A 26660-nucleotide genomic window follows, 5' to 3' on the forward strand; every position below is an offset into this window, starting at 1 on the left:
GGTCGCCGGGTGCCTGGACATCACGTAATATGCATTGATCAATGTCGATATCAGAGGGGGTGGCATGAGAATCCGACTCGCAGTCGGAACCGCACTCACCGCCGGCCTGGTCGCCGGCAGCGTCGGCCTCGGCGGGCTGGCCGGCGCGGTGCCGAGCGCGGAACGTCCGTCCGGTGCCATGGCGGATGCGGCACCCGCAGCGCTCGCCGTCGGTGACTTCGACTTCACCCGCCCGGAGACGGTCGCCACCGGGCTGCAGGTGCCCTGGGGGATGGACTTCCTCCCCGACGGCAGTGCGCTGGTGGCCCAGCGTCCCACCGGGCAGGTCGTCCGGGTCCGACCCGGCCAGCCACCCGAGTCGATCGTGCAGATCTCCGGCGTGAGCCCCACAAGCGAGGGTGGCCTGCTCGGCCTCGCGGTTTCCCCGACATACGCGCAGGACGGCTGGATCTACGTCTACTTCACCACCGCCACCGACAACCGCATCTCCCGCTTCCGGCTCACCGCCCCGCAGACGCAGCAGCCGATCCTCACCGGGCTGACCCGAGCGTCGATCCACAACGGCGGCCGGATCGCCTTCGGCCCCGACGGCATGCTCTACGTCGGAGTCGGTGACGCGGGACAGACCGCCACCGCACAGAACCCGCAGAGCCGCAACGGCAAGATCCTGCGGATCCGGCCGGACGGCTCGGTGCCGCCGGACAACCCGATCGCCGGCTCGCCCGTCTACAGCCTCGGCCACCGGCACGTGCAGGGGTTGGCCTGGGACGCCCAGGGTCGGCTGTATGCCACCGAGTTCGGCCAGAACACCTGGGACGAGGTCAACCTGATCGTGGCGGGCGGCAACTACGGCTGGCCCACCGTCGAGGGCCGGGCCGGCGACCCCCGCTTCCGGGACCCGCTGATCACCTGGACGCCCGCCGAGGCGTCACCGAGCGGCGCCACCATCGCCGGAGACCAGCTCTTCGTGGCTGCCCTGCGCGGCAACCGCCTGTGGAACGTGCCGCTGACCGGAACCGGATCGGTGGGCACCCCCACCGCGGAACTGGTCGGCACGTACGGCCGACTGCGCACGGTCGAGTACGGCCCGGACGGCTGGCTCTGGGTCACCACCAGCAACCGCGACGGCCGGGGCACCCCGGCGGGCAGCGACGACCGGATCCTGCGCTTCCCACCCCGGGACACCACTCCGCCGCCGACCACGCCTCCGCCGACCACGCCGCCCCCGACCACGCCGCCCCCGACCACGCCGCCCCCGACCACCCCGCCGCCCGGCCCGGCCCAGTGCACGGTGAGTTGGACGGTCAACCAGTGGAACACCGGCTTCACCGCCGAGGTGCAGGTCACCAACCGGGGCGCGGCGCTCAACGGTTGGACCCTGACGTGGTCGTTCGGCGGTAATCAGCAGGTGACCGGCGGCTGGAACGCCCAGGTCACCCAGTCGGGGCAGACCGTGACCGCGCGCAACGCCGCGTGGAACGCCGCACTGCCCACCAACGGCACGGCGAGCTTCGGCTTCCAGGCCACCTACTCCGGCACCAACAACCGTCCGAGCGAGTTCCGCCTCAACGGCACGACCTGTCAGATCGGCTGACCGGCGTACCGGCCCGGCCCGTACCGCATGCTCTGCGGTGCGGGCTGGGCTGCCTTCGTGCGGGCCGGGCGACCGCCGTGCGGCCCGCGTTGCGTGCCGACGGGCGCTGCCAGACTTCCGCAGGCGTGAAGGTGGAGCGCAGTCCGGCGCTGCTGCCGCCGTGATGTCGAACCGGGGGCCGCTGATCCGACCTTCTTGAGAGAACGTCGCAACAGTGCCTGGGCGGAGGAGTGGCGTGAGGTACGTCCTGCTGATCCACAGTGACCCCGACAGCTGGGTACATCCGATGTTCCTGCCGAGCGGCACCGGCGTCGACCTGTGCGATGCCCGGGCCGCGGCCTTCGACCGGCTGCTGCGGGAGATCACGGAGTCGGGCGAACTCATCGCTGCGTCCGCCCTGGCAGACCCGGTGGCCCGCACGCCGCTACGCTGTAGCGGCGACGCTCTGTTGGCGACCGACGACACTATGGGGCTGGCCCGCAGCCACCTGGCGGGCTTCCTGGTCGTGGACGTCGACAGTCCGCAGCGCGCCGTCGAGGTGGCCGCTCGAATACCTGCGGCCGGCGAGGGTCGGGTCGAGATGCGACCGGTGATGGGATTGTCTGGCATGGAAATGTGATCCGTTGCGTTGCGTTGCAGCCGGGTCTCAACCGTGTAGCCGGGTGGCGCGTGCCTCAAGGTAACGGCGCTCCGGCAGGTTCGTCGCGCGTCGCGCCGCCGCTTTGTACGCCGCAAGCGCCGCCCGGCAGTCGCCCGCCAGTTCCAACAGATGCGCGCGTACCGCCAGCAGTCGATGACTGCCCGCGATGCGCTCGTCGGAGTCCAACGTGGCCAGCAGTTCCAGGCCACTGCGCGGGCCGCGTGCCATGGTCGCCGCGACCGCCTTGTTGAGCCGTACCACCGGATTGGGCCAGACCTGCTCGAGCAGGTCGTAGAGGACGAGGATCTGCCGCCAGTCGGTGTCCTCGGCGCGCTCGGCCTCGTCGTGCAGCGCCGCGATCGCCGCCTGCAACTGGTAGGGCCCGATGGGCGCGTTGCTCAACGTCCGCGTCACCAGGCCTACGCCCTCGGCAATCTGGTCCTGATTCCACTTGGACCGGTCCTGGTCGGCGAGCGCGATCAGGGCCCCGTCCGGTCCGGTGCGCGCCGGGCTGCGCGCGTCGGTCAGCAGCATGAGCGCGAGCAGCCCGGCGACCTCGCCGTCGTCGGGAAGCAGCCGGTGGATCTCCCGGGTGAGCCGGATCGCCTCGCGGGTCAGATCGGGGCGTCGCAGATCGGGCCCGGAGGTGGCCGTGTAGCCCTCGTTGAAGATGAGGTAGAGCACGTGACGGACCACCTGAAGCCGCTCGTGCAGATCCGCGCCGGACGGCATCTGGAACGTCGCGCCGGCCGCCTTTATCTGCCGCTTGGCGCGGCTGATCCGCTGGCTCATGGTCGCATCCGGCACCATGAACGCGTTGGCGATCTGGGCCGTCGTGAGGCCGCCGACTGCCCGCAGCGTCAGCGCCATCTGTGCAGGCCGCGACAGCGCCGGATGGCAGCACAGCAACAGCAGGACGAGCGTGTCGTCGCCGTGCGGCAGGTCGTCGCCCGGACCGGCGGCGACGAACTCGTCGCGAGGTGTCAACGCGGCCGAGTTGACCTCCCGCCTATGGCGGGCGGCCTCACTGCGGCGCAGGTCGGTCAGCCGCCGACTGGCCACCGTGATCAGCCACGCCAACGGGAAATCGGGCATGCCCTGCTCCGGCCATTGCACCACGGCCGCGAGCAGCGCTTCCTGCACCGCGTCCTCGCAGGCCTCGAAGTCGCCGTGACGCCGGACGAGAACGCTGAGGACCTGCGGCACGAGACCGCGCAGCAGATCCTGCACGCCTAACTCTCCGTACCCGACAGATCCGCAAGCGGCCGCAGCTCCACCGTGCCGTAGCGCGAGTCGGGCAGCCGGGACGCGATCTCGATCGCCCGCTCCTCGCTCGCGACGTCGATCAGGAAGAACCCGGCCAGATGCTCCTTGGCATCGGCGAACGGGCCATCGGTCACGGTCAGCTGCTCGTCGCGTACGCGCAGCGCCTTGCTCGTGGACGGGGCGTCGAGCGCGGCCGACTCGATCAGCTCACCCGACTGCTCGATCTCCGTCAGCAGCTCGCCGAACTCCTTGAGCAGGGTCGCCTGCGCCTCGGGCTCCACCTGATCACTCTGGTGGAGGAACATCGGGTGCGCCCACTTGGTCGGGTTGCTGTGAATCAGGACGACATACTTCATGGTTCACCCTCGGTGTCCGGCGCCCGCGCGGCGTCTCTCGTAAGGTAAGTCGAAGCGAAGCGGCCGATGTCGACATCCCCGGCAGCTCGCACTCAGGCGGGCCGCAACTGAGCCAGGCTAGAGCATCGCCCGGCGCGGACAACGATGCCACGCGGCTCGATGGACGCTGCTGGCCACGTCGAAATCCAGCCTCCGACACCGACTCACTTGTGAGACGGAGATTCGGATGGAAGGGAAGGCCGTATGAGTCTGCCTACAGTCGTCGACCGGCAGGAATGGCTGGTCGCCCGCAAGACGCTGCTGGCCACCGAGGCCGCGGCGAACGAGGCGCGGCGCGCCGCCACCGCGGAGCGGCAGCGACTTCCCATGGTCCGCGTGGACAAGAAGTATTTCTTCGAGGGGCCGCAGGGCACCGTGAGCCTGGCCGACATGTTCGAAGGTCGACGCCAGTTGATCGTCTACCACATGATGTTCGACCCGGCCTGGGAAGAAGGCTGCCGCTTCTGCTCCTTGCTGATGGACAACGTCGGCCACCCCGCCCATCTGCACGCACGCGACACGACCTTCGCCATCGTGTCCCGGGCACCCTTGGCCAAGCTGCTGCGGCACCGCGAGCGCATGGGTTGGCCGCTGCCGTGGTACTCGTCGTTCGACTCGGACTTCAACTACGACTTCCACGTCACCCTCGATGAGGCGGTCGCCCCGGTCGAATACAACTACAAGGACAAGGCCACCCTGATCGCCGAGGGAATGGACTTCTTCACCGAGGGCGAGCAGGGCGCAGTGAGCGTCTTCCTGCGCGACGGCGAAGACGTCTACCACACCTACTCGTCCTATGGGTGGGAGAACGACATCCTGCACAACACCTTCAACTACCTGGACCTCACGCCGCTGGGCCGGCAGACGGAGGGGCCCGGCAGCGTGGCGATCCGCTTCCATGACCGGTACCCGAGCTGATCCGCCAACTTGGCAGACGTGCTCATCCCGGTCGCGCCAGTCGGTCTTCGGCTCGCGGCGAGGCTAGTGTCCTGCGTCAGAAACTCGCCTATAAAATCGGGCGAGTGATCGACGGGGGTCGACCCGGCCGCTGCTTGTCGATCAGCCCATCGCGGCGCTCGGCCTTCACCGCGGCGACCTCCTGATCGAGCGGAACCGGCCGGCGAGGACGGCGATCTCCGCCGGTGGCTCCTCGTCGAGCGGCCAGGAGATGGTCTTGCCGCCGTCGATTACGTCGGCGATGGCCGGCTGAGCCGGCTCGGGCGCTTCGCCACCGAGCAGGCCGGCTACATGCACATCCAGTCGACCTGGCCGCAGACGTTGAGGTACGGGTTGACGAACTCGCCGGTCGGGCAGTTGGCCTGGATCGTGGAGAAGTTCAAGTACTGGACCGACTCGGCGCACCCCGCCGCCCCCGCCCCCGCCGTTCGGCATCGCAGTGTTCCAGCACAACCCGGGCCAGCCGATCCGGCGCTTCGCCGAGCGCGGACTGCCGAACATCTGAGGTCGCAGACGCGGGCGGCAGCCGGCCTGGCACACGGTCGTCAGGTACTGGTCGGAGTGGGTCCAGCACCTCACCGCCGGCAGCCAGTGAGCGGCTCGGCCCTACGCCGAGCCGCCCACCACGGCTGTCCAGCTACGAACCAAAAGCTGAGCTACGCCAATAGGCCTGGCCCCGCATCACGAAGCAGAGCTCTGAGCAGTGCCTCGTCGTGGTAGGCGGGGTGCAAGATCGACGCGAGGCGACGCAGCGCATCCAGGTTGGTGCTGTTCACGGCAAACGGCCCCGACTCGGACGTAAAGCTGAGATCGTCAACGAGGTCCGGCGCCCGCCTCTGCACGACTGACTCTGCCAGGGCTTCCCAGCCGTGACCGTTGCCTTCGGCTCCCGCCTCCTCGAACCTCTCCGCAACCTCTTCCATCTGCCCGTCAGTGAGCATGAGGCAGTAGGTGCCAGGAGCGTGGGTACTCCAGCAGCACGAAGGGAGCGAAGGTGGTCGGGTCGTCAAGCATCCACCTGATGCTAGGCGTGGGCAGACCCTAGGCTGACGCCTATGTCGTGGAGCACGCTGTGATCGACTTGGGCGGGCAGAATCACCACCCGGCCGAGTCGGGAACCGGCACCTCTGACCGGCCGATGGCCGGCTGGAAGATGACCCTGCACCTCGTCGCTGCGTTGGCGGTCGGCGTTGTGCTTGGCGGTTTCGGCGTCAGCGAGCTGCGCGACTCGCGTGATCTGCGGGAGCGGAACGCAGTGGTCGCGCTCGTGGCCTTACCTCAGTCGGCCAACTTCGGAGGCTCGGCCGCCCAGGGATCGGTCCAACTGTCTGGGCAGTTGTTGTTGATCAACGCTGGCCCCGCGCCGATCACGGTTCGGGAGGTTCAGGCAGAGAGGCCGGGCTTCACGGTACGCAGCACAGGACAGCCCCGGCTGTTACCCCCTGGCGGCACAGGTCAGCTCCTGGTCGAGCTGCGGTTCGAGTGCTCGGTCGCAATCCAGCCGGAGCCGTTGTCGCTACGGCTTTCGGTGGAGACCGATGACAGGCAAGTCAGAGAGGTCACCCACCCCGTCGCTCTCGTGGGAAGCGCCTGGGAACGTGATGCTCAGAGCATGTGTGAGCGACACGCAGCCGGGACGGGCCTTGTTTCGTAGCGGCGAACGACGAAGCGGATCTCGGGGTCCGGGCCGCCCTCCGTACCCAGGGTCGCCGCCACCAAGATGCCGTCTTCGTCCAGCAACCCCGTACAGCTTCGACCTGCTCGCCGGTCAGAGTCGTCTCGGCCTCGGCGATGGACGGGTGGGCCGTGACCTCATGTTGAGGTCTGCGACCTACTGGGCCTACCAAGCTGTTGACCTGCGGTGGTGAGGGTGCGCCCGGCAGGATTCGAACCTGCGGCCTTGGGATTAGAAGTCCCCTGCTCTATCCGCTGAGCTACGGGCGCGCCGTGGTATCGCGCGAGAAGGGTACCGCCGCCCTGTCGTCGCGCGGCGGAATGGGTGGCCGGGTCAGCGTTGCACGCGTCGTGGCGGCGTGCACCCGGTTACTCGTGGCTGCCGGCGGTGTTCAGGCGGTCGCGTCGGCCTGCTCGGGGTCGTCCGCCTTGCGGTCGCCGGGCGCTGGGGGGAGCGGGTCGGGCGCGGGCGGGTCGGTCGGCGTCGGTCCGGCACCGAGGAAGGCGTCGGCCCAGCGTCCGACCTCGGCGAACACCTTTTCGCGTACGGCGGGGCCGGAGAGCGTCAGGTCGTGCAGGCCGCCGTCGAAGCGGGCCAGGGTGATGTGCGGGCCGAGGCGGGGTGCCCAGCGGACCATGTGTTCGACGTCGAGTACGGCGTCGGCGAGGGTGGCCGACTCGTGCCACTTGGTGCTGCGGAACGAGCGGGTCGAGCAGGCGAGCAGCACCGGCACCTGGATGTCGAGTCCGGCCCGCAGGCGGCGTTGGCCGGTGCGGATGGCGTCGATCCAGCCGGCCCGCACGGGGAACCCGGCGAGCGGCTTCCAGGCCAGGTTGTACGTCCATTCGCCGCGATGGTCGGCGTGGAGGCTCTCGCCGTACACGGTGCCCAGGCTGAACGGGAGGATGCGCTGCGGCGCCCGGCGGCCCAGGCGCGCGACGGCGGCCGCGAGGGGTCGACGCACCAGCCAGGGGGCGTTGAGGTCGAAGAAGGGGCTGTTGAGGACGATGCCGTCGACCAGGCCGGCGTCGCGGCGGTCGTGTGCCCAGAGCGAGACGATCAGGCCGCCGGTGGAGTGGCCCATGGCCAGTACGGTGTCGTGCCCGTCCTCGGTGCGGATGATCTCGGCGGCGGCGTCCAGTTCGGGGAAGTAGTCGCCGAGGTCGCAGCAGAAGTTGGGGGTCTGGTGCGGTAGCAGGCTGCGGCCGTACTTGCGCAGGTCGAGGGCGTAGAAGTCCCAGCCTCGGGCGGCGAAGAAGTCCGCCACGTGGGTCTGGAAGAAGTAGTCGACGAAGCCGTGCACGTACAGCACGGCCCGCCGGCTCGGGCGCTCGGCCCGGCGGCGGACCAGGGTCGCGACCACCGGTCCTTCGTCGTCGCTGCCCAGGTCGATCGTGTGCCGCTCGTACGGCGGGCCCAACAGATCCGGTTCCACGATGCCGACGGTACGCCGACCGCCCTACCGGGTGGTAGCCCCGCCCGCGCCCTGACGGACGGGGCTCACCTCGGCTCAGTCGCCGTGGGCCTCGCGGCCGGTCGGCAAGCCGATCACCTCTCATGGTCTGGTCGTGTCGCCGGCCGGACCCGGCCGGCGGCACGTTCACCTGTCGTCGGTCGTCGCGCCGGTGCCGGCCAGTTCCTCGGCCTCGGCCGGCGTGTCCTGGCCGGGCGGCGGGGCGACCCGCAGGTGCTTGTTGTTGCGCGGCTCCTGCCGGGTCTTCGCGTCGTTGATCTTGCGGCGCAGGTCGTCCCGGACGTCGTTGAGCGCGGCGCGCAGATCCTGCTCGGACGAGGTGGTGACGATCTTCTCCCAGCCCGCGATCCGGCACTCCAGGGTGACCCGCTGGCCCTTGGCTTCCCGGTCCTTGATCGAAAGTTCGAGGTCGGTCGCGTCGGCGTCAAAGGTGGCCAGGCGGGCGTCGAGGGTGGCGAACTGCTCGACGATCCAGTTCCGGTCGGCTTGCGAGAAGCCGGCGTTGAGCCGGAGGCACTTCGCCACGGTAGCCGGGTTGGTGCTCATCGCCGCACCTCACCAGGGACGTGGGCGGAACGGCTGACGGTCGTCCTCATGATCGCTGACCTTTCGTCGACATCGCGGTCGGGAGATCACTACCCCGCCGGAAGTCATCCGGAACGTTGTTGTGCCTCGATCATTGCCCCGTCGGGCGGGCGGGTGACAGGGCCGACTGGCCTACCACACCGGGACCTTGATCAGGCACTTTTCCACAGGCGCCTGCTCTGTCCACAGATCGGTCGCGCGGGGCTGCCGGAGGACGGGCGTCGGCGCAGGCTCGGTGGCGAGTCGGCTCACAGTGAGCCCCCGACCCCCGCTGGAGGGGCGATGTTCGACACCTATGTCACGATCGTCGGCAACGTGCTGACCGCGCCGGAGTGGCGTCGTACGACCCAGAGCAACACCCTGGTGGCCAACTTCAAGGTCGCCTCCACCGCCCGCCGCCTCGACCGGGACCGCGGCCGGTGGGTGGACGGCAACAGCCTGCGCGTACGGGTGAACTGCTGGCGCAAGCTCGCCGAAGGGGTGGCCGCCTCGGTGATGGTCGGCGACCCGGTGGTCGTCTGCGGGCGGCTCTACACCCGCGACTGGACCGACGAGGCGGGCAACCACCGCACCCTGTACGAGTTGGAGGCGGTCGCCGTCGGTCACGACCTGTCCCGAGGGCGCGGCCGCTTCCTGCGTAACCGGCCGAGCCTGAGCACAAGTGCCGTCTCCGACAACGAGGCCGAGCAGCGGGTGCACGGCGAACCGACCGAGCCGGTGCCGGACTCCGAGGCACCGGCCCGACCCGACCTCGGCGGGCTCGACGACGAGTTCGAGCTGCCCGACCTGGGTTCCGACGAGTACGCCGCCGGCCCGGGCACGCGGCCCGGCAGCGGGGCGTACCGGCAGGTGGGCGGGGACGAGCCCTTCCCGTCCGACCCGTTCGACGGCGGGGAGCCGGCGGAGACCTCCGACGAGTTGGCCCCGCTCGACGCCGAGGCCGCCGGGCCGAACTCTGACGGGTCGAACGCGGGCGGATCGGACGCGGGTGGTTCGGCCGCTGCCGGGTCGGCGGCGAGCCGGTTCGAGGGTGGCGAAGCTGCGGTCGAGTCGCTGGGGCGTCCGGAGGAATCGGGGGCGGGCGCCGAGGTGACCGGACGCGGACGACGCGGCCGTGGGCGGCAGCCGCAGCCGGTGTGACCGACTGCCCGGAGGCGGCTGCCGGTCGGTCCTCGGGCTGCCCGGGGCGGCGGCAGGCTGGTTCTCGGGCTGTCCGGGGGGTGGCGGCCGGCTGGTCCTCGGGCTGTCCGGGGGCGGCGGCCGGTCGGTCCTCGGGCTGTCCGGGGCGGCGGCCGGCTGGTCCTCGCGGGCCCTGCTGGGATGCCGGCAGGGCCGCGCTGGATCGAGCCGGTCGACGTGCCGGGCTCGGCTAGGCTGCCGGCCGGAGGTGGTGTGGTGCAGCACGCGGGTGCGGTGGCGAACGCGGTAGGACTTGTCGCCGGATATGCGCTCGACGCGCTGCTCGGCGACCCTCGACGCGGGCATCCGGTCGCTGGCTTCGGCCGGGCCGCCGCCGCCCTGGAACGCCGCCTCTACCGGCCCGACCGGCTGGCCGGCGCTGCCTTCACCGCGCTCGCCGTGGGCGCGCCGGTGCTCGTCGGGGCGGCGGCCGCGTTCGCCACCCGACGCCGGCCGGTGGCCCGCGCGACGCTTGTCGCCGCCGGCACATGGGCGGTGCTCGGCGGTCGCAGCCTGCGCCATGAGGCGAAGGCGATGGGTCGCGAACTGCGCTCCGGTGACGTGCCGGCCGCCCGGCACCGGCTCGGCAACCTCTGCGGGCGCGACCCGTCGACGCTTGACGAGCCGGAGCTGGCGCGGGCCACCGTCGAGTCCGTCGCGGAGAACACCTCGGATGCCGTGGTGGCCCCGCTGGTCTGGGGCGCGGTGGCCGGGCTGCCGGGGCTGCTCGGCTACCGGGCGGCGAACACCCTGGACGCGATGGTCGGGCACCGTAACGCCCGCTATGGCCGGTTCGGTACGCCGGCCGCCCGCCTGGACGACCTGCTCAACCTGGTGCCGGCACGGTTGACCGGCCTGCTGACCGTCGCCCTCGCTCCGGTCGGGCACGGCGACCGGGAGCAGGCCTGGCGGGTGTGGCGGCGGGACCGCGCCGACCACCCGAGCCCCAACGCCGGGCAGTGCGAGGCGGCGATGGCCGGGGCGCTTGGCGTACGGCTGGGCGGACGCAATGTCTACTTCGGCCGCTCCGAGGCGCGTCCGTTCCTCGGTGACGGGCCACGTCCCGAGGCACGCCACCTGTCCCGGGCCGCCCGGATCTCCGGCGCGGTCGGGCTGGCGGCACTCGGGCTCGCCGCCGTCTACCCGTTGACCGTCGGCCGCATGACCGCAGCAGTCGCCCGCCGGACCATCGGGACTGGTGCCCTCATCGCCGCCCGGTCGACACCCGCCCGGTCGATCGCCGCACGATTGACGCGTGACCGCTCCGGGGCGGCGGGAACGGGCGCGGTCGGGTCGGGTGCTGTCGCGGCCGGGCGCGAGCGATGACCGGGGGTCTGCTGGTCGCCGGGACGACCTCGGATGCCGGCAAGAGCGTGCTGACCGCCGGCATCTGCCGGTGGCTGCACCGCCAGGGCGTCAAGGTCGCACCGTTCAAGGCACAGAACATGTCGAACAACTCGGCAGTCGTCGTCGGTCCGGACGGCCGGGGCGGTGAGATCGGGCGGGCGCAGGCGATGCAGGCGGCGGCCTGCGGGCTCGCCCCGGATCTGCGGTTCAACCCGGTGCTGCTCAAGCCGGGCAGCGACCTGTCCAGCCAGGTGGTGCTGTTGGGCGAGGCGGTCGACACGATGACCGCCGACACGTTCGCGTCGCTGCGCCCCCGGCTGGCCGGTACCGCCTACGCCGCGCTGAGCGAGCTGCGCTCGGCGTACGACGTGGTGGTCTGTGAGGGGGCCGGCAGTCCCGCGGAGATCAACCTGCGCGACGGCGACTACGTCAACATGGGCCTGGCCCGGCAGGCCAGGTTGCCGACGATCGTGGTCGGTGACATCGACCGGGGTGGGGTGTTCGCCGCCATGTTCGGCACCCTGGCCCTGCTCGACCCCGCCGACCAGGCGTTGATCGCCGGTTTCGTGGTCAACAAGTTCCGCGGTGACCGTGGGCTGCTCGAACCGGGGCTGGCGATGCTGGGCCAGCTCACCGGGCGTCCGACGTACGGGGTCCTGCCCTGGGCGGTGGACCTGTGGTTGGACGCCGAGGATTCGCTCGCCTACGGCCGGGTGCTCGGCCGACCCGCCGCCCCGCACGGCACCGAGTGGCTCGACGTCGCAGTGGTGCGTTTGCCCCGGATCAGCAACGCCACCGACGTCGAAGCACTCGCGACCGAGCCCGGGGTACGTGTGCGGTTGACTGTCGAGCCGGCCGAACTGGCCGCCGCCGACCTGATCGTGTTGCCCGGTTCCAAGTCGACAGTGGCGGACCTGGCCTGGCTGCGGGAGACCGGCCTCGCCGACGTGGTCACCGCGCACGTCGCGGCGGGTCGCCCGCTGCTGGGCATCTGCGGCGGTTTCCAGATGCTCGCCCGGGCCATCCACGACCCGGTGGAGAGCCGACGCGGCAGCGTGCCCGGCCTCGACCTGCTCCCCATCGAGATCACCTTCGACCCGCGCAAGACGGTTCGGGCGGTGGCCGGCACCTGCGCCGATGACCTGCCGGTACGCGGATACGAGATCCACCACGGGTACGTCTCGGCCGCCGAGCCGACGCTGACCCCGCTGCTGCGCTACCTCGACGGGGTAGGGGAGGGTGCGGTCCACGGGGTGGTGCACGGTACCCACTGGCACGGTGCCTTCGAGTCCGACGAGTTCCGTCGCTGGTTCCTCACCCGGGTGGCCCGTTTGGCCGGGCGTACCGGCTTCCGGGTCGCCCCGGACACCTCGTTTGCCGGTGCCCGGGAATGCACCCTCGACCTGCTGGGGGACCTGGTCGAGGAGCATCTCGACACGGCAGCCCTGTGGCGGCTGATCGAGTCCGGTCCGCCCACCGACCTGCCCTTCGTCCCACCCGGAGCCTCACGGGTCTGACAGGTGCCGGCTGCCGTGGCAGGATCCGCCCGTGACGTTACTCGGCCATTGGCCCCGGTTTGCCCTGGTGCTGCCGCCCGTGCTGTTCGGCTGCTTGCTGACCGGGTGTGCCAGCCCGTCGGAACCGACCGACCCGTCGCCGTTTCCGACCAGCTATCGCCTGGTGGACGAACTGTGCGCGAAGCTCGACCCGCAGCCGATGCTCGATGTGGTCGGCGGCGCGGCCAAGACCCGAGAGCTGCCGTTCCGGCCGGGTCACCCGTCGCGCAAGTGCATGCTCGGGGCCGGCGAGACGGATTCGGCCGCCATGTACCTCACCGTTAACACGGCACTCGCCGATTCCCCGGAACTCGCCCGGGAAGCGCTGCCGCCGAAACCGAAGCCGCAGGCGCGTGGCACCTGGTACGACCTGCCGCAACTCGGTGACCGTGCCTGGGTGTGGATCATGCCGGTCGACGAGGGGCTGGATCTTCCCGACATCGCAGAGCCGGTGACGGCCCGTCGCGCGTCGATGTACGCGACGCGCGGTGACGCGTGGATCTGGCTCGATCTCCTGTCAATGGGGTCCGAGGTGCCCGACGAGGCCACCACCGAGACGCTGCTGGCCGCCTACGCGAAGCAGACGTTCACGGCGATGACGCCCTGAGCAGGCCCGCCCGCCGAAGCCCCGGAGACGGTCAGAGGCGGACGTCCGCCGGCCGATCGGAGAAGGGGAGACCCGCGGCGCGCCAGGCGTCCACGCCGCCGATCATGTCGGTCGCCCGGTGCAGGCCGAGGGCGCGCAGGCTGGCGGCGGCGAGGCTGGAGCTGTAGCCCTGGCGACACACCACGACGACCTCGATGTCGTAGCCGGTGGCTTCGGGGATGCGCCAGTCGCTTGCCGGATCGAGCCGCCACTCCAACACCGTCCGATCGATCACCAGGACGCCGGGCAGGTCACCCTGCTCCCGTCGCTGCATGTCGGTACGGGTGTCGATCACGAGCGCGCCGCGGGCGGCGGCCTGCACCGTTTCCTGCGGGGTCAACCGGGTCATGCCCGCGCGGGCCTGCTCCAGCAACGCCTCGACGCCGGGACTCATCACGGAATGGGACACGACCCGATCGTGCCTTCTGGCCTGCCGGTTCACGGCCGGAAGCGGTGTGGGACAACACGAACGGTAACGTCCGTGCCCGTGGTTGCGGTCTTTGCGGCGTACGCCGAACTGGCGCGCCGGGTGCTGCGGCGGCCCTCGCGGTTGGGGCGTACCCGGTTGGTGGCGGTCGACGGTCCCAGCGGTGCGGGTAAGACGGCCTTCGCGGCGCGGCTGGCCGACGCCTTTGCCGCCACCGACGTGGGTCGTCCGCCGGTGGTGCACACCGACGACCTGCTCGACGGGTGGGACGACCAGCTCACCTTCTGGCGCCGTCTGGAGTCGTCGGTGCTGGCACCGGTGCGTGCCGGGCAGGCCGGCGCCTACCAGCGGTACAGCTGGGTGCGGCGGGCGTTCCTGCCCAACCCGGTGCCGGTGCCGGCAGCGCCGGTGCTGATCGTGGAGGGGGTCAGCGCGGCCCGCGCCGAGGCGGCGGCCGACCTGAGCCTGGCGGTCTTCGTCACCGCGCCGCAGCCGCTGCGGCTGACCAGGGCGGTGACCCGTGACGGTCCGTCAATCCTGCCCGAGCTGCGCCGGTGGCACCTCGGCGAGCAGGAGCACTTCCGCGCCGACGGTACGCGGGCCCGGGCCGACCTGGTCGTCGACGGCGCACCCACGCTGCCGCACGACGCCGACCGCTACTACCTGCGAATGGCGGCGGACTGAGCTGCGGTTCAGGTCGAGCGGCACCGGATGCGGCGATGTGGCCGTCGGGGTCGGGTAAGGCCGGAATACGATGCCGGTCATGACCACACCGATCATGACGGAGGCCGAGCTGCGGGCCGCTGTGCAGCGGGAACTGCCTGGTGTACGGGCCGATCTGGAGCGCCTGGTCCGGATCCCCGGCATCGCCTTCGAAGGCTTCGACCACACGCACGTGGAACGCTCCGCCGAAGCGGTGGCCGAACTGTTGCGCGGCTGCGGACTCGACGTGGAGATCGTGCGGGCCGGTGGGCAGCCCGCGGTGATCGGGCGCAGGGCAGCGCCACCCGGCGCGCCGACGGTCATGCTCTACGCCCACCACGACGTGCAGCCGGTCGGCGACCGGGCGCTGTGGCAGTCCGATCCGTTCGAGCCGGTCGAGCGGGACGGCCGGCTGTACGGGCGGGGTGCCGCCGACGACAAGGCCGGCATCATGGCGCACATCGCCGCGCTGCGCGCCTTCGGCGATCGGCTTCCGGTCGGGGTGGTGCTGTTCATCGAGGGCGAGGAGGAGTACGGCTCCGAGTCGCTTGAGCGGTTGCTCGCCGCGCACCGCGACACGATCGCCTCGGACGTGATCGTGGTCGCCGACTCGACGAACTGGGACATCGGCGTGCCGGGGCTGACCACCTCGCTGCGCGGCCTGGTCAACCTCTTCGTCGAGGTACGCACCCTGGAGCAGGCCGTGCACAGCGGCATGTTCGGCGGGCCGGTGCCGGACGCCCTGACCACCCTGGTCCGGCTGCTGGCCACCCTGCACGACGACGCCGGCGACGTCGCGGTCGACGGGTTGACCCAGGGCGTAGGCGCCACCGTCGACTATCCCGAGGAGCGGTTCCGTGCCGAGGCGGGCGTGCTGGAGGGGGTGCAGCTGATCGGTACCGGCCGGATCACCGACCGGATCTGGACCAAGCCGGCGCTCGCCGTGCTCGGCATCGACGCCCCGGCCACCGGCGAGGCGCCCAACGCGTTGGTGCCGACCGCCAAGGCCAAGCTGAGCGTACGGCTCGCGCCGGGCGACGACCCGACCAAGGCGTACGCGGCGCTGCGTGAACACCTGCACCGGCACGCCCCCTGGGGTGCGCAGGTCGAGGTGAGCTTCGAGCACGACGGGGCGCCGTGTGTCATCGACTCGTCCGGCCCGATGTTCGACGCCGCCCGGTCGGCCTTCCGGGCGGCCTGGGACGGCACCGACGCGGTGGACATCGGCCTCGGCGGCTCGATCCCGTTCATCGCCACTCTGCGGGAGATGTTCCCGCAGGCGGCGATCCTGGTGACCGGTGTGGAGGATCCGCACGCCCGGGCGCACGGGCCGAACGAGAGCCTGCACCTGGGCGAGTTCGCCCGGGTCTGCCTGGCCGAGGCGTTGCTGCTGGCCAAGGTGGCCGAGGTGGGTCGCGGCTGAACCCGTAACTTCGCACGAATGGTGGCCGTTTCCGGTGTGTCGGACGCGGGGCTGTTGTAGCCTCTCGAACATGCGTACGAACGAGGAGATGGCCCGCCTGGGGGCCGCCGTCAGCGCTCTGGGAGACATCGACGTCTCCGCGTGGCCCGAGGACACGCTCAAGGAACAGCTCGCGGAGCTTTCCGCCGCCCTGGTCGCCCTGGACGCGTCGCTGTCCCGCATCGCCGAGGGGGTCCGCGCCCGCGGCCTGCGCGTGGAGGAACCGGTCCCGGCCTGAGGCCGACGCTCCCGAGTCGACGCCCGGCCAACGGCGGCGCTCGCGAATGGCGGCGGTGCGGTGAACGGCGTGCGTTGTCGGAGGTGGCTGGCAGGATTGGGGCGTGCGATTCCTCGACCTGGCTGCCACCTCCGCAGCCGTCGGCGCGACCAGCGGCCGGCGGGCGAAGGTCGAGCTGCTCGCCGAGGCGTTGCGCCGGCTCGATCCGGTCGAGATCGCCGCAGGAGCCGGCTGGCTCGCCGGTGAGCTGCGCCAGCGGCAGACCGGCGTCGGTTGGGCCGGCTTGCGTGACCTGCCGCCACCCGCGGCGGAGCCGACCCTGACCGTCGGTGCGGTCGACGCGGCCATCGACGCGATCGCCGCGGTGCACGGCAGCGGATCACAGGCCCGTCGCCGTGCCCTGGTGCACAGCCTCTACGCGGCGGCGACCGCCGACGAGCAGCGGCTGCTCACCGGGTTGTTCCTCGGCGAGCTGCGCCACGGCGCTCAGGCGGGGCTGCTCGCCGACGCGATCGCCCGCGCCGCCGGGGTGCCGGTCGCCGCCGTACGCCGGGCGTTGCTGCTCGCCGGTGACCTGCGTGAGGTGGCGGTGGCCGCGCTCGCCGGTGGCGCTGCCGCCCTGGCCGGGTTCGGGCTGCGGGTCGGGCGGCCACTCGCGCCGATGCTGGCCCAGAGCGCCTCCTCGGTCGACGAGGCGTTGGCCGCCACGGGCACCCCCGCCGTGGTCGACGTCAAGCTCGACGGCATCCGCGTCCAGGTGCACCGCAGCGGGTCGGACATCGCCGTGTTCACCCGCAGCCTGGACGACATCACCGCCCGGGTGCCCGAGGTGGTCGCCGCGGTGCGGGCCCTGCCGGCGCGGGAGCTGGTCCTCGACGGCGAGGCCATCGGCCTGGACGAGACGGGCCGACCCCTGCCTTTCCAGCAGACCTCCAGCGCCGCCGCCCGGCGCGGCGGATCAGCCGGTGCCCGGTCCACGGACGGACCGACCGCTGCCGCGCCGGTCGCCCCGGCGGTGCGGGCCGCCGCCGCGAGCACCGGCACGACGGTGCTCACGCCGTACTTCTTCGACCTGCTGCATCTGGACGGCACGGATCTGATCGACGCGCCGGGCCGCGAGCGGTGGGCGGTGCTGCGCGGCACGGTCGACGCCGGGTTGCTGGTGGGGCGGATGGAGGTGGACGAGCCGCAGCGGGCCGGCGAGGCGTTCGCCGCCGCGCTCGACGCCGGCCAGGAAGGTGTCGTGGTCAAGGCACCCGACGCGCCGTACGAAGCGGGCCGGCGCGGCGCAGCGTGGATCAAGGTCAAGCCTCGGCACACCCTGGACCTGGTCGTGCTCGCCGTCGAGTGGGGCAGCGGCCGGCGCACCGGCTGGCTGTCCAACCTGCACCTGGGGGCGCGTGATCCGCGCACCGGCGAGTTCGTGATGTTGGGCAAGACCTTCAAGGGGCTCACCGACGAGCTGCTGCGCTGGCAGACCGAACGCTTCCTCGGCCTGGCGGTGGAGCGGGGCGACTGGGTGGTGCGGGTCCGCCCCGAGCAGGTGGTGGAGATCGCCTTCGACGGCGTGCAGACCAGTTCGCGCTATCCCGGCGGGGTGGCGCTGCGCTTTGCGCGGGTGGTGCGGTACCGCGAGGACAAGTCCGCCGCCGAGGCCGACACGATCGACACCGTCCGTGCCATCCACGCCGGCCGCCCACCGGCCGCGCCGTCACCGTAGCGGCGGGCCGTCGCCCCAAGCGGGCCGTCGGCTCAGCGGCCGGGCCGTCGGGTCAGCGGCGGTCAGGCGGGGAGGAGCGGCGGGGGTCAGGCGGGGGAGGGGTCGGCGGCGCGGTCGCGGGGCCGGTCGTCGGTCACCCCGGCCAGGCGGCGGGCCTCCCGGCGGGCGATCCAGCCGAAGCCGAACACGGTCATCGCCCCGAAGATCCACCACTGTACGACGTAGCCGAGGTTCTGCCAGTTGTTGGCGTGCCCCACCGGCACCGCCTTGAACACCGGATCGGCGGCCGGCGTCTGCTCATCGAGCAGCACGTACCCCCCGTGCAGCGGGTACGGCAGTTGAGGGGCGAGCTGGGGCAGCGAGATCCGACGGCTCTCCAGCTGGCCGTCGCGGCGGGACACCTTGGCGTCGCCGCTCTCGCTCGCGCGTACCCGGCCCTCGACTGTCACTTCGCCTGCCGGGGTGGCCGGCATCTCCGGCTGGGCCAGCGCGCCACCCGGGGCCGGCGGAATCCAACCCCGGTCCACAAGTACGGCCGTGCCGTCGGTAAGCACCAGCGGGGTGAGTACCTCGAAGCCGACCTTGGTGTCGACCGTACGACCCCGGACGAACACGGTGTTGTCGGTGTCGTACCGGCCGGTCAGGGTGACCCGGGTGAAGGTCCGCTCCTCGGCCGGTGGTGGTCCGATCGTGCCGGGACCGCCGGTCGGCGCGGCGAGCGCCTCGCGCAGCGGCACCGCCGCCATCCGCAGGCCGGCGTCGATCCGTTCGTTGATCGCGGTACGCCCCTGGTAACGGTCCAGCTGCCAGTTGCCCAGCAGCACCATCACCGTGGCAGCGACCAGAGTCAGCGCGAGGATGCCCAGCCAGCGCGGCGTCAGCAGGAACCGGTACACGCCACGAGGCTACCCGGTGGGTCGTCGCCCCCGTGCCGCGCCGCCGGCTGTGGTGGCGCAGCGTACCCGGGCGGTGGGCGGGGCGGGGGCCGGCCGGGACGCCGGAATGGGAGGGGTACCGGCCGGTGCGTGCCAGTAGTCCGGTTCGGCTATCGTCACGCGGGCGGAGCGCGCCGGCCCCTCGGCACGCTCGTCCGTTCGCGAGGAGTCGATGATGACCGTCGTGCCGCGTCTGGTGCTCAGCGCCCCCTCGTCCGGGCACGGCAAGAACGCAGTGGCGATCGGCCTGCTCGCCGCGTTCGCCGAACAGGGGCTCGACGCGGCCGGCTTCAAGATCGGCCCGGATCAGGTCGACGCGGCGTACCTCGGCCTGGCCTGCGGCCGTCCCGGGCGCAGTCTGGACGCGCGGCTGGTCGGCTCCGAACGGCTCGCCCCGTTGCTGCTGCACGGTGCCGCCGACGCCGACCTCGCGGTCGTGCAGGGCAGCATGGGCCTCTACGACAGTCTCAGTGGCCGGGGCGACACCGAATCCACTGCCGCGGTGGCCACCGCGCTGCGCAGCCCGGTCGTGCTGGTGGTCGACGTCGCCGCGATGGGGCAGTCGGTGGCGGCGCTGGTGCACGGGTTCCGCGCGTACGACGAGCAGCTGTGGATCGGTGGGGTGATCCTCAACCGGGTCGCCTCCTCGCGGCACGAGGCGTTGCTGCGCGAGGCGCTCGACGACATCGGCGTACCTGTCTACGGCGCGCTGCGCAGGCAGGACCTCCCACCGGTGCTGCCGTCCCGACGGCACGCAGTGGTGCCGGTGGTCACCGGTGCCGGCGAGGCCACCCGGGCGGTCCGGCGGCTCGGCGAGGCGGTGGCCGCCACCGTCGACCTGGAACGACTGCTCGGCCTGGCCCGCTCCGCCCCGGCGCTGGGCATGCCGGCCTGGTCACCGCAGCCGGCGGCGGCCGGCGACGCGGCGGCCCCGGATCGGCCACGCCCGGTCATCGCGGTGGCCGGCGGACCCGCTGGCACCTTCAGCCACGTCGAGACCGTCGAGTTGCTGCGGGCGGCGGGGGCGGACGTGGTGACGGTGAACCCGTTCACCGACGAGGCGCTGCCGGCCGGTACCCGGGCGCTTGTGGTCGGGGGCGCCCTGCCCGAGTCGTACGTCGAGCAGCTCTCCGCCAACCGGCGGCTCTGCATCGCGGTCGCCGAGCTGGCCCGTACCGGCCGCCCGGTGGTGGCCGAGGGGGCCGGTCTGCTCTGGCTGGCCCGGGAGGTGGACGGCCTGCCCATGTGTGGCGTGCTCGACGCCATCGGCAGCCTCCGCGACGGACTGGTGGTCGGTTACCGGGAGGCGACCGCCCAGAGCGACAGTGTGATCGCGGTTCGCGGTGAGGTGGTCGTCGGGCACAAGGAGCACCAGGGGGTGCTCTCCCCGCGAGGTGGCCAACGTCCGGCCTGGAGTTGGGCAGGTGGTGCCCCGGAGGGGTTCGTCTGGCGTGGCGTGCACGCCTCTCAGCTGGTGCCGCACTGGGCCGCGTATCCGCACCTGGCGACCCGGTTGGTGGCCGCCGCGGCCGCCGACCCCGACGCCGCCCCGAACGCTGTGCCGGCCGTTGTGCTCGGCCCGTCCGCCGGGAGCGGGTCACCCGGCGCCCCGAGCGGCTCGGACGGCCCGGCGTCCGAGACGGACGCCGGGCCGGTGGTCAGCCGACTATCCGGTCCGACGGTGGAATGAAGTCCCGCACCGGTTTGCCCTTGAGTGCGTCGCGGAGCGTGTTCGCGACCGCCGCGATCGGGATCTGCGACTGGCCGTCGCCCACCGCGTTGAACGGATTGTCGGGGTCGGAGATGAAGCTCGCCGCCGCCAGTTCCGGGGTGTAACCGACGAACCAGGCCGACCGGGTGCTGTCCGTGGTACCGGTCTTGCCGGCCACCGGGCGACCCACCGTGCCTCGTACGCTGTCCGCGGTCGACCAGCCGCCGCAGCCACCCTTGGCCGGGGTGTCACCGGTCGGGCAGCGGGCGGCGTCGGTGGCGGCCCGGGCGGCGTCCGCGCTGACCACCTGGCGGCAGCGGGGCTTGGCGATCTCCCGTTCGATGCCGCCGGGGGTCTTGAAGGTCGCCGGGGTGCCGTCCCGGTTGTAGATCGCGGACACCGGCATCGCCTCGCAGTACCGCCCGTCGGCGGCGACGGCGGCGTACGCGTTTGCCATCTCCAGCGGGGTGGCGTCGGAGACGCCAAGCGTGAACGCACCCCACTTGTTGGCCTTCGACGGCGAGGCGTGGTCCCGGTCCACGTCGGTACGCCAGCGCAGCCCCAACTGCTCGGCGAGCCGGACCGCCCGCTCCGCGCCGACCTGTTCCTCCAGCCAGACGAAGTAGGTGTTCACCGACTTGCCGAAACCGGACCACATGGTCTGCATGCCGCTCATCGCGCCGCTGGCGTTCGACGGCTGCCACCCGTCGTAGATCTCCGACCGGTACGAGTGTGGTGCGTTGAAGGTGGTGTTCAGGGTCATGCCGGCGTCCAACGCGGCAAGCATGGGGAACATCTTGAACGTCGATCCGGCCTGGTAGCCGGGCAGGTCGCCGCCGCCCATCAGGGGTGCCACCGTGTTCGGGTAGTTGGCCCGCACGTTCGGCCCCGCCTCCGGGTTGGAGCTGAGCGGGTTCTCGTTGACCTGAAGCGAGTAGGTGCGGTTCACCGCCATCGCCTTGATCCGCCCGGTGCCCGGCTCGGCGACCACGATGCCGTTGGCGAACGGGCTGCCGGTGTTGCCCTTGGTGCCGACGTTGTCCTCGGCCGCCGCCTGGATCTTCGGGTCCATGCTGAGCACGATCCGGTAGCCGCCGCGCCGCAGCTTGTCCAGCCGTTCCAGCCGGTTGTCGCCGAAGGCCGGCTGCGCGCTCCACCAGTTCTTCAGGTAGTCGCAGAGGAAGCCCCAGCTGTTCCAGCTCTCCGGCACGGAGGCGCAGTCGTTCGGCGGATAGGTCAGCCGCAGCCGGATCGGCTCGGTCTTCGCCGCCGCGACCGAGTCGGGCGACAGGTAGCCGAGCCGGGCCATGTTGTCCAGCACGTAGTTGCGTCGTGCGGTGGCCTCCTTCTGGTCCGAGCTGGCCGGGTCGTACTGCGAGGGCGACTTCACCAGGCCGGCAAGCGTGGCCGCCTCGACGGGCGTGAGTTCCTTCGGGGTCTTGGAGAAGAAGATCTCGCTGGCGGCGTAGATGCCGTACGCCCGGTGCCCGAAGTACGCCGAGTTGAGGTAGCGCTCGAGGATGTCCTCCTTGCTCATCTCCTTCTCCAGGTCGACCGCCATCCGCATCTCCTTGACCTTGCGGACCGGGGTCTGCGCGGTGGCCTCCTGCACCTCCTTCGGGGTGCTCGCGCTGTCCCGCAGCGCCATCCGCACGTACTGCATCGTCAGGGTCGAGGCGCCCTGGGAGACGCCGCTGGATTTGGCGTTGGCCACGAAGGCCCGGGCGACGCCCTTCGGGTCGACGCCGTGGTGCCGGTAGAAGCGGTTGTCCTCGGCCGACACGATCGCCTGCTGCATGTGCGGCGAGATGTCCGACAGCTTGGTGTACTGCCGGTACTCCTCGAAGAACATGGTCAGCATGGTCTTGCCGTCGGGCGCGTAGAGGTAGGAGGTCTCGGCGGGCAGGGCGGTGGCCAGCAGTCGGGTCTTGCTCTCCACGGCGTGCGCGGTGGCCTTGGCGCCGACGCCGGTCAGGGCGACCACGGGGTACGCCACGGCGGCGACGATGATGCCGGCGATCAGCCCGGCACGGAGGAGAGGAACGAAACGACCAGCGGCAGCAAGGGGTCGGTTGCTCACACCCTTAAGTTATGACATTTCCGAATCATCCATGAGAAATACTCATGAAGTGATCGGTGGTGATGCGGCCCACCCCCCGCGCTGCTGTCACCCGTGCCGCGTTCCCGGCAGGATCGCGGACATGCACGCACCGCTGACCCCGGCGACCCGGTCGCACCCGCCGACCGCCGAGCCGGATCTCACCCATCACGGTGACGCGGAGGTGGGCGCGGGGCTGATCGACCTCGCCGTCAACGTACGGCGTGCACCGATGCCGGACTGGCTGGCCGAACCGATCACGGCGTCACTCGCCGACCTGGCCGCGTACCCGGACCCGGAACCCGCGCGAGCCGCCGTCGCCGCCCGACACGGTCGGCCACCGGCCGAGGTGCTGCTGACCGCCGGGGCCGCCGAAGGGTTCGTACTGCTCGCCCAGGCGCTGCGCGGCATCCGCCGGCCGGTGGTGGTCCACCCGCAGTTCACCGAGCCGGAGGCCGCGCTGCGGGCGGCCGGCCACCACGTGCAGCGGGTGCTGCTCGACCCGGCGGACGACTTCCGCCTGCACCCGGAGCGGGTCCCCGCCGACGCCGACCTGGTCATGATCGGCAACCCGACCAACCCCACCTCGGTGCTGCATCCCGCCGCCGACCTGGCCACCCTGGCCCGGCCAGGGCGCGTGCTCGTGGTCGACGAGGCGTTCGCCGACACCACCGCCGCTCCCGGCCAGCCAGGTGAGCCCGAATCCCTGGCGGCCCGTCGGGACCTGCCCGGACTGGTGGTCGTCCGCAGCCTCACCAAGACCTGGGGGCTGGCCGGACTGCGGATCGGCTACCTGCTCGGCGAGGCAGCGCTGCTGCGCCGGCTGGCGGCCGTACAGCCACTCTGGGCGGTCTCCACGCCGGCCCTGGCCGCCGCGACCGCCTGCGCCGGCCCCACCGCGGTGCAGGCCGAGCGCGCCATCGCCGCGCAACTCGCCGCCGACCGCGACCACCTGGTCGCCGGCCTGTCGGCCCTGCCCGGGGTACGCGTCGTCGGGCGTCCGGCCAGCGCGTTCGTCCTGATCCACCGGCCGGGCGCGGACCGGATCCGCGCCGCGCTACGCGAGCATGGTTGGGCGGTACGCCGCGGCGACACCTTCCCCGGCCTCGGCCCGGACTGGCTGCGGATCGCGGTGCGGGACCGGGCCTGCACCGACGCGTTCATCAAGGTGTTGGCGGAGATTCTGGAGGCATGATGCTGGAGACCACGATCGCGGCGATCGGCCCGCTCGACGAGGCGGCGATGAGCACGGCGCGGCAGTTGCAGACCCGGCTGACCAAGCCCGCCGGCTCGCTCGGCCTCCTGGAGGAGCTGTCCGTACGCCTCGCCGGCCTGGCCGGCACCTGCCCGCCACCGCTGCCGAGCCCGGCGGCCGTGGCCATCTTCGCCGGTGACCACGGCGTACACGCCCAGCGGGTGACCCCCTGGCCGCAGGAGGTCACCGTCCAGATGGTCGGCAACTTCCTGGCCGGCGGCGCGGTGGTCAACGCGTTCGCCCGGCAGGCCGGTGCCACGGTGACCGTGGTCGACGTCGGCGTGGCCACCCCCCTGCCCACCCCCGACGACCACCCGCCGACGGGCGACGCTCGCGTCGCTGCACCGGGCGGCGTCAGCCCCGGCCGCGTCGACGTGCCGGGTGGGGTCGGCCAGGGCCGCGTCGCTGCATCGGGTGGGGTCGGCCCCGGCCGCGTCGACGTGCCGCGGCTGGTCGACGCCAACGTCCGGCGGGGTAGCCGGGACATGACCGTCACCGCCGCGCTCACCCGTGACGAGGCGAGGTCCGCCGTCGAGGTCGGCATCCGCATCGCCGGGGAACTGATCGACGGCGGGGCGGCCCTGCTGGTCACCGGCGACATGGGGATCGCCAACACCACCCCGGCCGCCGCGCTGATCGCCGCGTTCACCGGAGTCGACGCCGCCGAGGCGACCGGCCGGGGCACCGGCGTGGACGACCCGACCTACCAGCACAAGATCGAAGTAGTCCGGGCGGCGCTGCTGCGCCACACACCCGACCCGACAGACCCGCTCGGAGTGCTGGCCGCCGTGGGCGGACTGGAACACGCTGCGCTGACCGGGCTGCTCCTCGGCGCCGCCGCGCGTCGCGTACCGGTGCTGCTGGACGGGGTGATCGCGGTCTCCGCCGCGCTGGCCGCCGCGGCCTTCGCCCCCGACGCGGTCGGCGCGATGATCGCCGGTCACCGCTCCGCCGAGCCCGGCGCCACCGTCGCACTGCGGCAACTCGGCCTCACCCCGCTTATCGACCTGGGCCTGCGGCTCGGCGAGGGCACCGGCGCGCTGCTCGCCCTGCCCGTGGTCACCGGCGCGGTCCGGGTGCTGCACGAGGTGGCCACCTTCGACTCCGCCGGGGTGGCGGAGAAGTGACGAGTCCGTACCCTCTCGGACTCCGGCTGGCCGGCCGACGGGTCGTCGTGGTGGGCGGGGGAGCAGTGGCCACCCGGCGGGTACCCGCGCTGCTCGACGCGGGCGCGGACGTGCTGCTGGTGGCCCCGGAGATCAGCCCGGCACTGCAGGCCCACGCCGACGCGGGCCGACTGCGCTGGATACCGCGCCGGTTCGCCCCTGACGACCTGGACGACGCCTGGCTCGTCCACGTCGCGATCGACGACCCGGCCGCCGCGGCCACCGTCAGCGCCGCCGCGGAACAGCGCCGCATCTTCTGCGTACGCGCCGACGATCGCGAGGCGGCGACCGCCTGGACCCCGGCAGTGACCCGGCACGGCCCGGTCACCGTGGCCGTCCTCGGCGGCGGCGACCCCCGCCGCGCGATGACCGTCCGCGACGCCATCCGCACCCTCCTGCGTGAAAGGAAGGGCACCCTGTTAACGCCTGCGGTAGAGCAGGGGGCCCCTATTAACACTCCGACCGGCTCACCCGGCCGAGTCGCACTGGTAGGTGCCGGACCGGGCGACCCGGAACTCATCACGGTCCGTGGTTGGCGGCTGCTCACCGAGGCCGACGTGGTGGTCGCCGACCGGCTGGTGCCCGGCCTGCTCCTCGACGAACTGCGTACCGGCGTGGAACTGGTGGACGCCTCGAAGATCCCGTACGGCCCGTCCCGCACCCAGGAAGAGATCAACCGGATCCTGGTCGACCGGGCGCAGGCCGGTGCCTTCGTGGTGCGCCTCAAGGGCGGTGACCCGTACGTCTTCGGACGCGGCGGTGAAGAGTTGCTGGCCTGCGCGGCAGCCGGCGTACCGGTGACCGTGGTGCCCGGCGTCACCAGCTCCATCGCCGCCCCGGCGGCGGCCGGTATTCCGGTCACCCATCGAGCGGTGGCGCACGAGTTCACCGTGGTCTCCGGCCACGTCGCACCCGACTCGGCGGCCTCGCTGGTGCGCTGGGACGCGCTCGCCGCGCTGCGCGGCACACTGGTGATCCTGATGGGGCTGAAGAACCTGCCGGCGATCACCGCCACCCTGCTGCGGCACGGTCGCCCGGCGGACACTCCTGCGGCTGTGGTCCAGGAGGCCACCACCGGGGCGCAGCGGATCCTCCGCTCCACGCTCGCTGAGGTGGCCGAGGATGTGGCGGCTGCGGGGGTACGTCCGCCGGCGGTTGTGGTGGTGGGGGATGTGGTCGGGGTTCTTCCCAGCCTTTGATCGTGCCCGGGTCGTGTCTGCTTTGTGGGGGTGGTTGCGGTGGGGGCTGGGGCGACCGTGCCCGGCTTCGGGCGGTCAGGCTTGATCCCTACGCCGGGCACGGTGCCCCAGCCTGACCCGGTCGGCCTTCGCCCATCCCGTCGGACCCCGTGGGGTGTTGTCGGGGTAGGTGGGTGGACGCCGTTTGGCCGGCACCCGGGTTCGGGTGCCGGCCAAACGTTTCTTGCTCCCCCTGTGGAGGAATGTCTAGCGGTCAACTGTTTCCGGTGTTGGTTAGCTGTTCCAGTACTTGGCGACCAGGTCAGCGGCCTGCTGCTCCCACTGGGCGTAGTGGTCCGGGTAGGCCGACACCTGCACGGTCTGGGCGGCCTTGGTCAGCGGCATGTCCTGCCAGCCGTCGACCTGCTTGAGGCCCTTGAGGAAGGCGGTCGTC

Annotated in this window: 24 protein-coding genes, 1 tRNA gene and 1 pseudogene; 16 read left to right on the forward strand and 10 right to left on the reverse strand. The window is 72.0% G+C overall.

Annotation, left to right across the window (positions count from 1 at the left end; genetic code table 11):
* Positions 1–64 precede the first annotated feature (64 nt).
* Positions 65–1594 (forward strand): PQQ-dependent sugar dehydrogenase, encoded by a 1530-nt coding sequence (locus Vgi01_RS21380; protein ID WP_204292154.1) that lies wholly within the window; start codon positions 65–67, stop codon positions 1592–1594.
* A 235-nt stretch (positions 1595–1829) separates the two neighbouring features.
* Positions 1830–2213 carry a YciI family protein gene (locus Vgi01_RS21385; RefSeq protein ID WP_204292155.1) on the forward strand — a complete coding sequence of 128 codons (384 nt, stop codon included), beginning with the start codon at positions 1830–1832 and terminating at the stop codon, positions 2211–2213.
* A gap of 27 nt (positions 2214–2240) precedes the next feature.
* On the opposite strand, the gene Vgi01_RS21390 is transcribed toward Vgi01_RS21385, so the two are convergent.
* Both Vgi01_RS21390 and Vgi01_RS21395 read right to left on the reverse strand, forming a co-directional pair.
* Positions 2241–3464: an RNA polymerase sigma factor gene (locus Vgi01_RS21390; protein ID WP_204292156.1), complete on the reverse strand. Its 1224-nt coding sequence runs from the start codon at positions 3462–3464 to the stop codon at positions 2241–2243.
* 2 nt (positions 3465–3466) lie between these two features.
* Positions 3467–3856, reverse strand: coding sequence for a YciI family protein (locus tag Vgi01_RS21395; RefSeq protein ID WP_102660369.1), 390 nt, complete (start codon positions 3854–3856; stop codon positions 3467–3469).
* Between the two features lie 243 nt (positions 3857–4099).
* Here Vgi01_RS21395 and Vgi01_RS21400 point away from each other — a divergent pair, with 243 nt between their 5' ends.
* Positions 4100–4813, forward strand: a complete 714-nt coding sequence (locus Vgi01_RS21400) for a DUF899 domain-containing protein (protein WP_102660368.1) — start codon at positions 4100–4102, stop codon at positions 4811–4813.
* A gap of 165 nt (positions 4814–4978) precedes the next feature.
* On the opposite strand, the gene Vgi01_RS21405 is transcribed toward Vgi01_RS21400, so the two are convergent.
* Both Vgi01_RS21405 and Vgi01_RS21410 read right to left on the reverse strand, forming a co-directional pair.
* Positions 4979–5149 (reverse strand): hypothetical protein, encoded by a 171-nt coding sequence (locus Vgi01_RS21405; protein WP_204292157.1) that lies wholly within the window; start codon positions 5147–5149, stop codon positions 4979–4981.
* Positions 5150–5508: 359 nt separating this feature from the next.
* A complete protein-coding gene (locus tag Vgi01_RS21410; protein ID WP_275412576.1) occupies positions 5509–5862 on the reverse strand; it encodes an immunity 51 family protein in 354 nt (117 codons plus the stop codon).
* A gap of 62 nt (positions 5863–5924) precedes the next feature.
* Here Vgi01_RS21410 and Vgi01_RS21415 point away from each other — a divergent pair, with 62 nt between their 5' ends.
* Complete coding sequence (locus tag Vgi01_RS21415; protein ID WP_204292159.1) at positions 5925–6506, forward strand: hypothetical protein; 582 nt, start codon at positions 5925–5927, stop codon at positions 6504–6506.
* A 217-nt stretch (positions 6507–6723) separates the two neighbouring features.
* Here the strand turns inward: Vgi01_RS21415 and Vgi01_RS21420 are convergent.
* The 3 genes from Vgi01_RS21420 to Vgi01_RS21430 form a co-directional block, all read right to left on the reverse strand.
* A tRNA-Arg gene (locus tag Vgi01_RS21420) sits at positions 6724–6796 on the reverse strand.
* A gap of 122 nt (positions 6797–6918) precedes the next feature.
* Positions 6919–7962, reverse strand: a complete 1044-nt coding sequence (locus Vgi01_RS21425; protein WP_204292160.1) for an alpha/beta hydrolase — start codon at positions 7960–7962, stop codon at positions 6919–6921.
* 165 nt (positions 7963–8127) lie between these two features.
* Complete coding sequence (locus tag Vgi01_RS21430; RefSeq protein ID WP_204292161.1) at positions 8128–8547, reverse strand: HPF/RaiA family ribosome-associated protein; 420 nt, start codon at positions 8545–8547, stop codon at positions 8128–8130.
* Positions 8548–8868: 321 nt separating this feature from the next.
* Here Vgi01_RS21430 and Vgi01_RS21435 point away from each other — a divergent pair, with 321 nt between their 5' ends.
* The 4 genes from Vgi01_RS21435 to Vgi01_RS21450 all read left to right on the forward strand — a co-directional run bounded on the left by Vgi01_RS21435 (position 8869) and on the right by Vgi01_RS21450 (position 13275).
* The gene (locus tag Vgi01_RS21435; RefSeq protein WP_204292162.1) at positions 8869–9726 is read left to right on the forward strand and encodes a single-stranded DNA-binding protein; all 858 of its coding nucleotides are present in this window, start codon (positions 8869–8871) and stop codon (positions 9724–9726) included.
* Positions 9727–9981: 255 nt separating this feature from the next.
* Positions 9982–11091, forward strand: coding sequence for a cobalamin biosynthesis protein (locus Vgi01_RS21440; RefSeq protein ID WP_239089095.1), 1110 nt, complete (start codon positions 9982–9984; stop codon positions 11089–11091).
* A complete protein-coding gene (locus Vgi01_RS21445) occupies positions 11088–12629 on the forward strand; it encodes a cobyric acid synthase (RefSeq protein ID WP_204292163.1) in 1542 nt (513 codons plus the stop codon). The genes Vgi01_RS21440 and Vgi01_RS21445 overlap by 4 nt, the downstream gene beginning before the upstream one ends.
* A 31-nt stretch (positions 12630–12660) precedes the next feature.
* The gene (locus Vgi01_RS21450; protein ID WP_204292164.1) at positions 12661–13275 is read left to right on the forward strand and encodes a hypothetical protein; all 615 of its coding nucleotides are present in this window, start codon (positions 12661–12663) and stop codon (positions 13273–13275) included.
* A 31-nt stretch (positions 13276–13306) separates the two neighbouring features.
* On the opposite strand, the gene Vgi01_RS21455 is transcribed toward Vgi01_RS21450, so the two are convergent.
* Positions 13307–13708, reverse strand: coding sequence for a rhodanese-like domain-containing protein (locus tag Vgi01_RS21455; RefSeq protein ID WP_102660360.1), 402 nt, complete (start codon positions 13706–13708; stop codon positions 13307–13309).
* Between the two features lie 6 nt (positions 13709–13714).
* On the opposite strand from Vgi01_RS21455, the pseudogene Vgi01_RS21460 reads away from it, so the two are divergent.
* The 4 genes and pseudogenes from Vgi01_RS21460 to Vgi01_RS21475 all read left to right on the forward strand — a co-directional run.
* Positions 13715–14521 (forward strand): annotated as a pseudogene (locus Vgi01_RS21460) (uridine kinase family protein); the annotation flags it as partial.
* Positions 14520–15866 (forward strand): dipeptidase, encoded by a 1347-nt coding sequence (locus Vgi01_RS21465; RefSeq protein ID WP_204292174.1) that lies wholly within the window; start codon positions 14520–14522, stop codon positions 15864–15866. The pseudogene Vgi01_RS21460 and the gene Vgi01_RS21465, both read left to right, overlap by 2 nt.
* Before the next feature lie 70 nt (positions 15867–15936).
* Positions 15937–16143, forward strand: coding sequence for a hypothetical protein (locus Vgi01_RS21470; protein WP_043721739.1), 207 nt, complete (start codon positions 15937–15939; stop codon positions 16141–16143).
* 103 nt (positions 16144–16246) lie between these two features.
* Positions 16247–17863 (forward strand): ATP-dependent DNA ligase, encoded by a 1617-nt coding sequence (locus Vgi01_RS21475; RefSeq protein WP_204292166.1) that lies wholly within the window; start codon positions 16247–16249, stop codon positions 17861–17863.
* An 86-nt stretch (positions 17864–17949) separates the two neighbouring features.
* Here Vgi01_RS21475 and Vgi01_RS21480 read toward each other — a convergent pair whose 3' ends face one another.
* On the reverse strand, positions 17950–18759 hold the full coding sequence (locus tag Vgi01_RS21480) for an SURF1 family cytochrome oxidase biogenesis protein (RefSeq protein ID WP_102660357.1): 810 nt from the start codon (positions 18757–18759) through the stop codon (positions 17950–17952).
* 214 nt (positions 18760–18973) lie between these two features.
* Here Vgi01_RS21480 and Vgi01_RS21485 point away from each other — a divergent pair, with 214 nt between their 5' ends.
* Positions 18974–20488 (forward strand): cobyrinic acid a,c-diamide synthase CobB, encoded by a 1515-nt coding sequence (locus Vgi01_RS21485; protein ID WP_204292167.1) that lies wholly within the window; start codon positions 18974–18976, stop codon positions 20486–20488.
* Here the strand turns inward: Vgi01_RS21485 and Vgi01_RS21490 are convergent.
* Complete coding sequence (locus tag Vgi01_RS21490; protein WP_102660355.1) at positions 20457–22589, reverse strand: transglycosylase domain-containing protein; 2133 nt, start codon at positions 22587–22589, stop codon at positions 20457–20459. The genes Vgi01_RS21485 and Vgi01_RS21490 overlap by 32 nt on opposite strands.
* 121 nt (positions 22590–22710) lie before the next feature.
* On the opposite strand from Vgi01_RS21490, the gene cobC reads away from it, so the two are divergent.
* The 3 genes from cobC to cobA are packed head-to-tail and all read left to right on the forward strand — an operon-like array spanning position 22711 to position 26227.
* A complete protein-coding gene (gene cobC / locus Vgi01_RS21495; protein WP_204292168.1) occupies positions 22711–23802 on the forward strand; it encodes an Rv2231c family histidinol phosphate aminotransferase CobC in 1092 nt (363 codons plus the stop codon).
* Entirely contained in the window at positions 23802–24989 is a 1188-nt protein-coding gene (locus Vgi01_RS21500) for a nicotinate-nucleotide--dimethylbenzimidazole phosphoribosyltransferase (protein WP_204292175.1), read from the forward strand. Before cobC ends, Vgi01_RS21500 begins: the two co-directional genes overlap by 1 nt.
* Entirely contained in the window at positions 24986–26227 is a 1242-nt protein-coding gene (gene cobA, locus Vgi01_RS21505; protein ID WP_102660353.1) for a uroporphyrinogen-III C-methyltransferase, read from the forward strand. Before Vgi01_RS21500 ends, cobA begins: the two co-directional genes overlap by 4 nt.
* Positions 26228–26660: the final 433 nt, after the last annotated feature.

This window comes from Micromonospora gifhornensis (genome assembly GCF_016863515.1).
Lineage (GTDB): Bacteria > Actinomycetota > Actinomycetes > Mycobacteriales > Micromonosporaceae > Micromonospora > Micromonospora gifhornensis.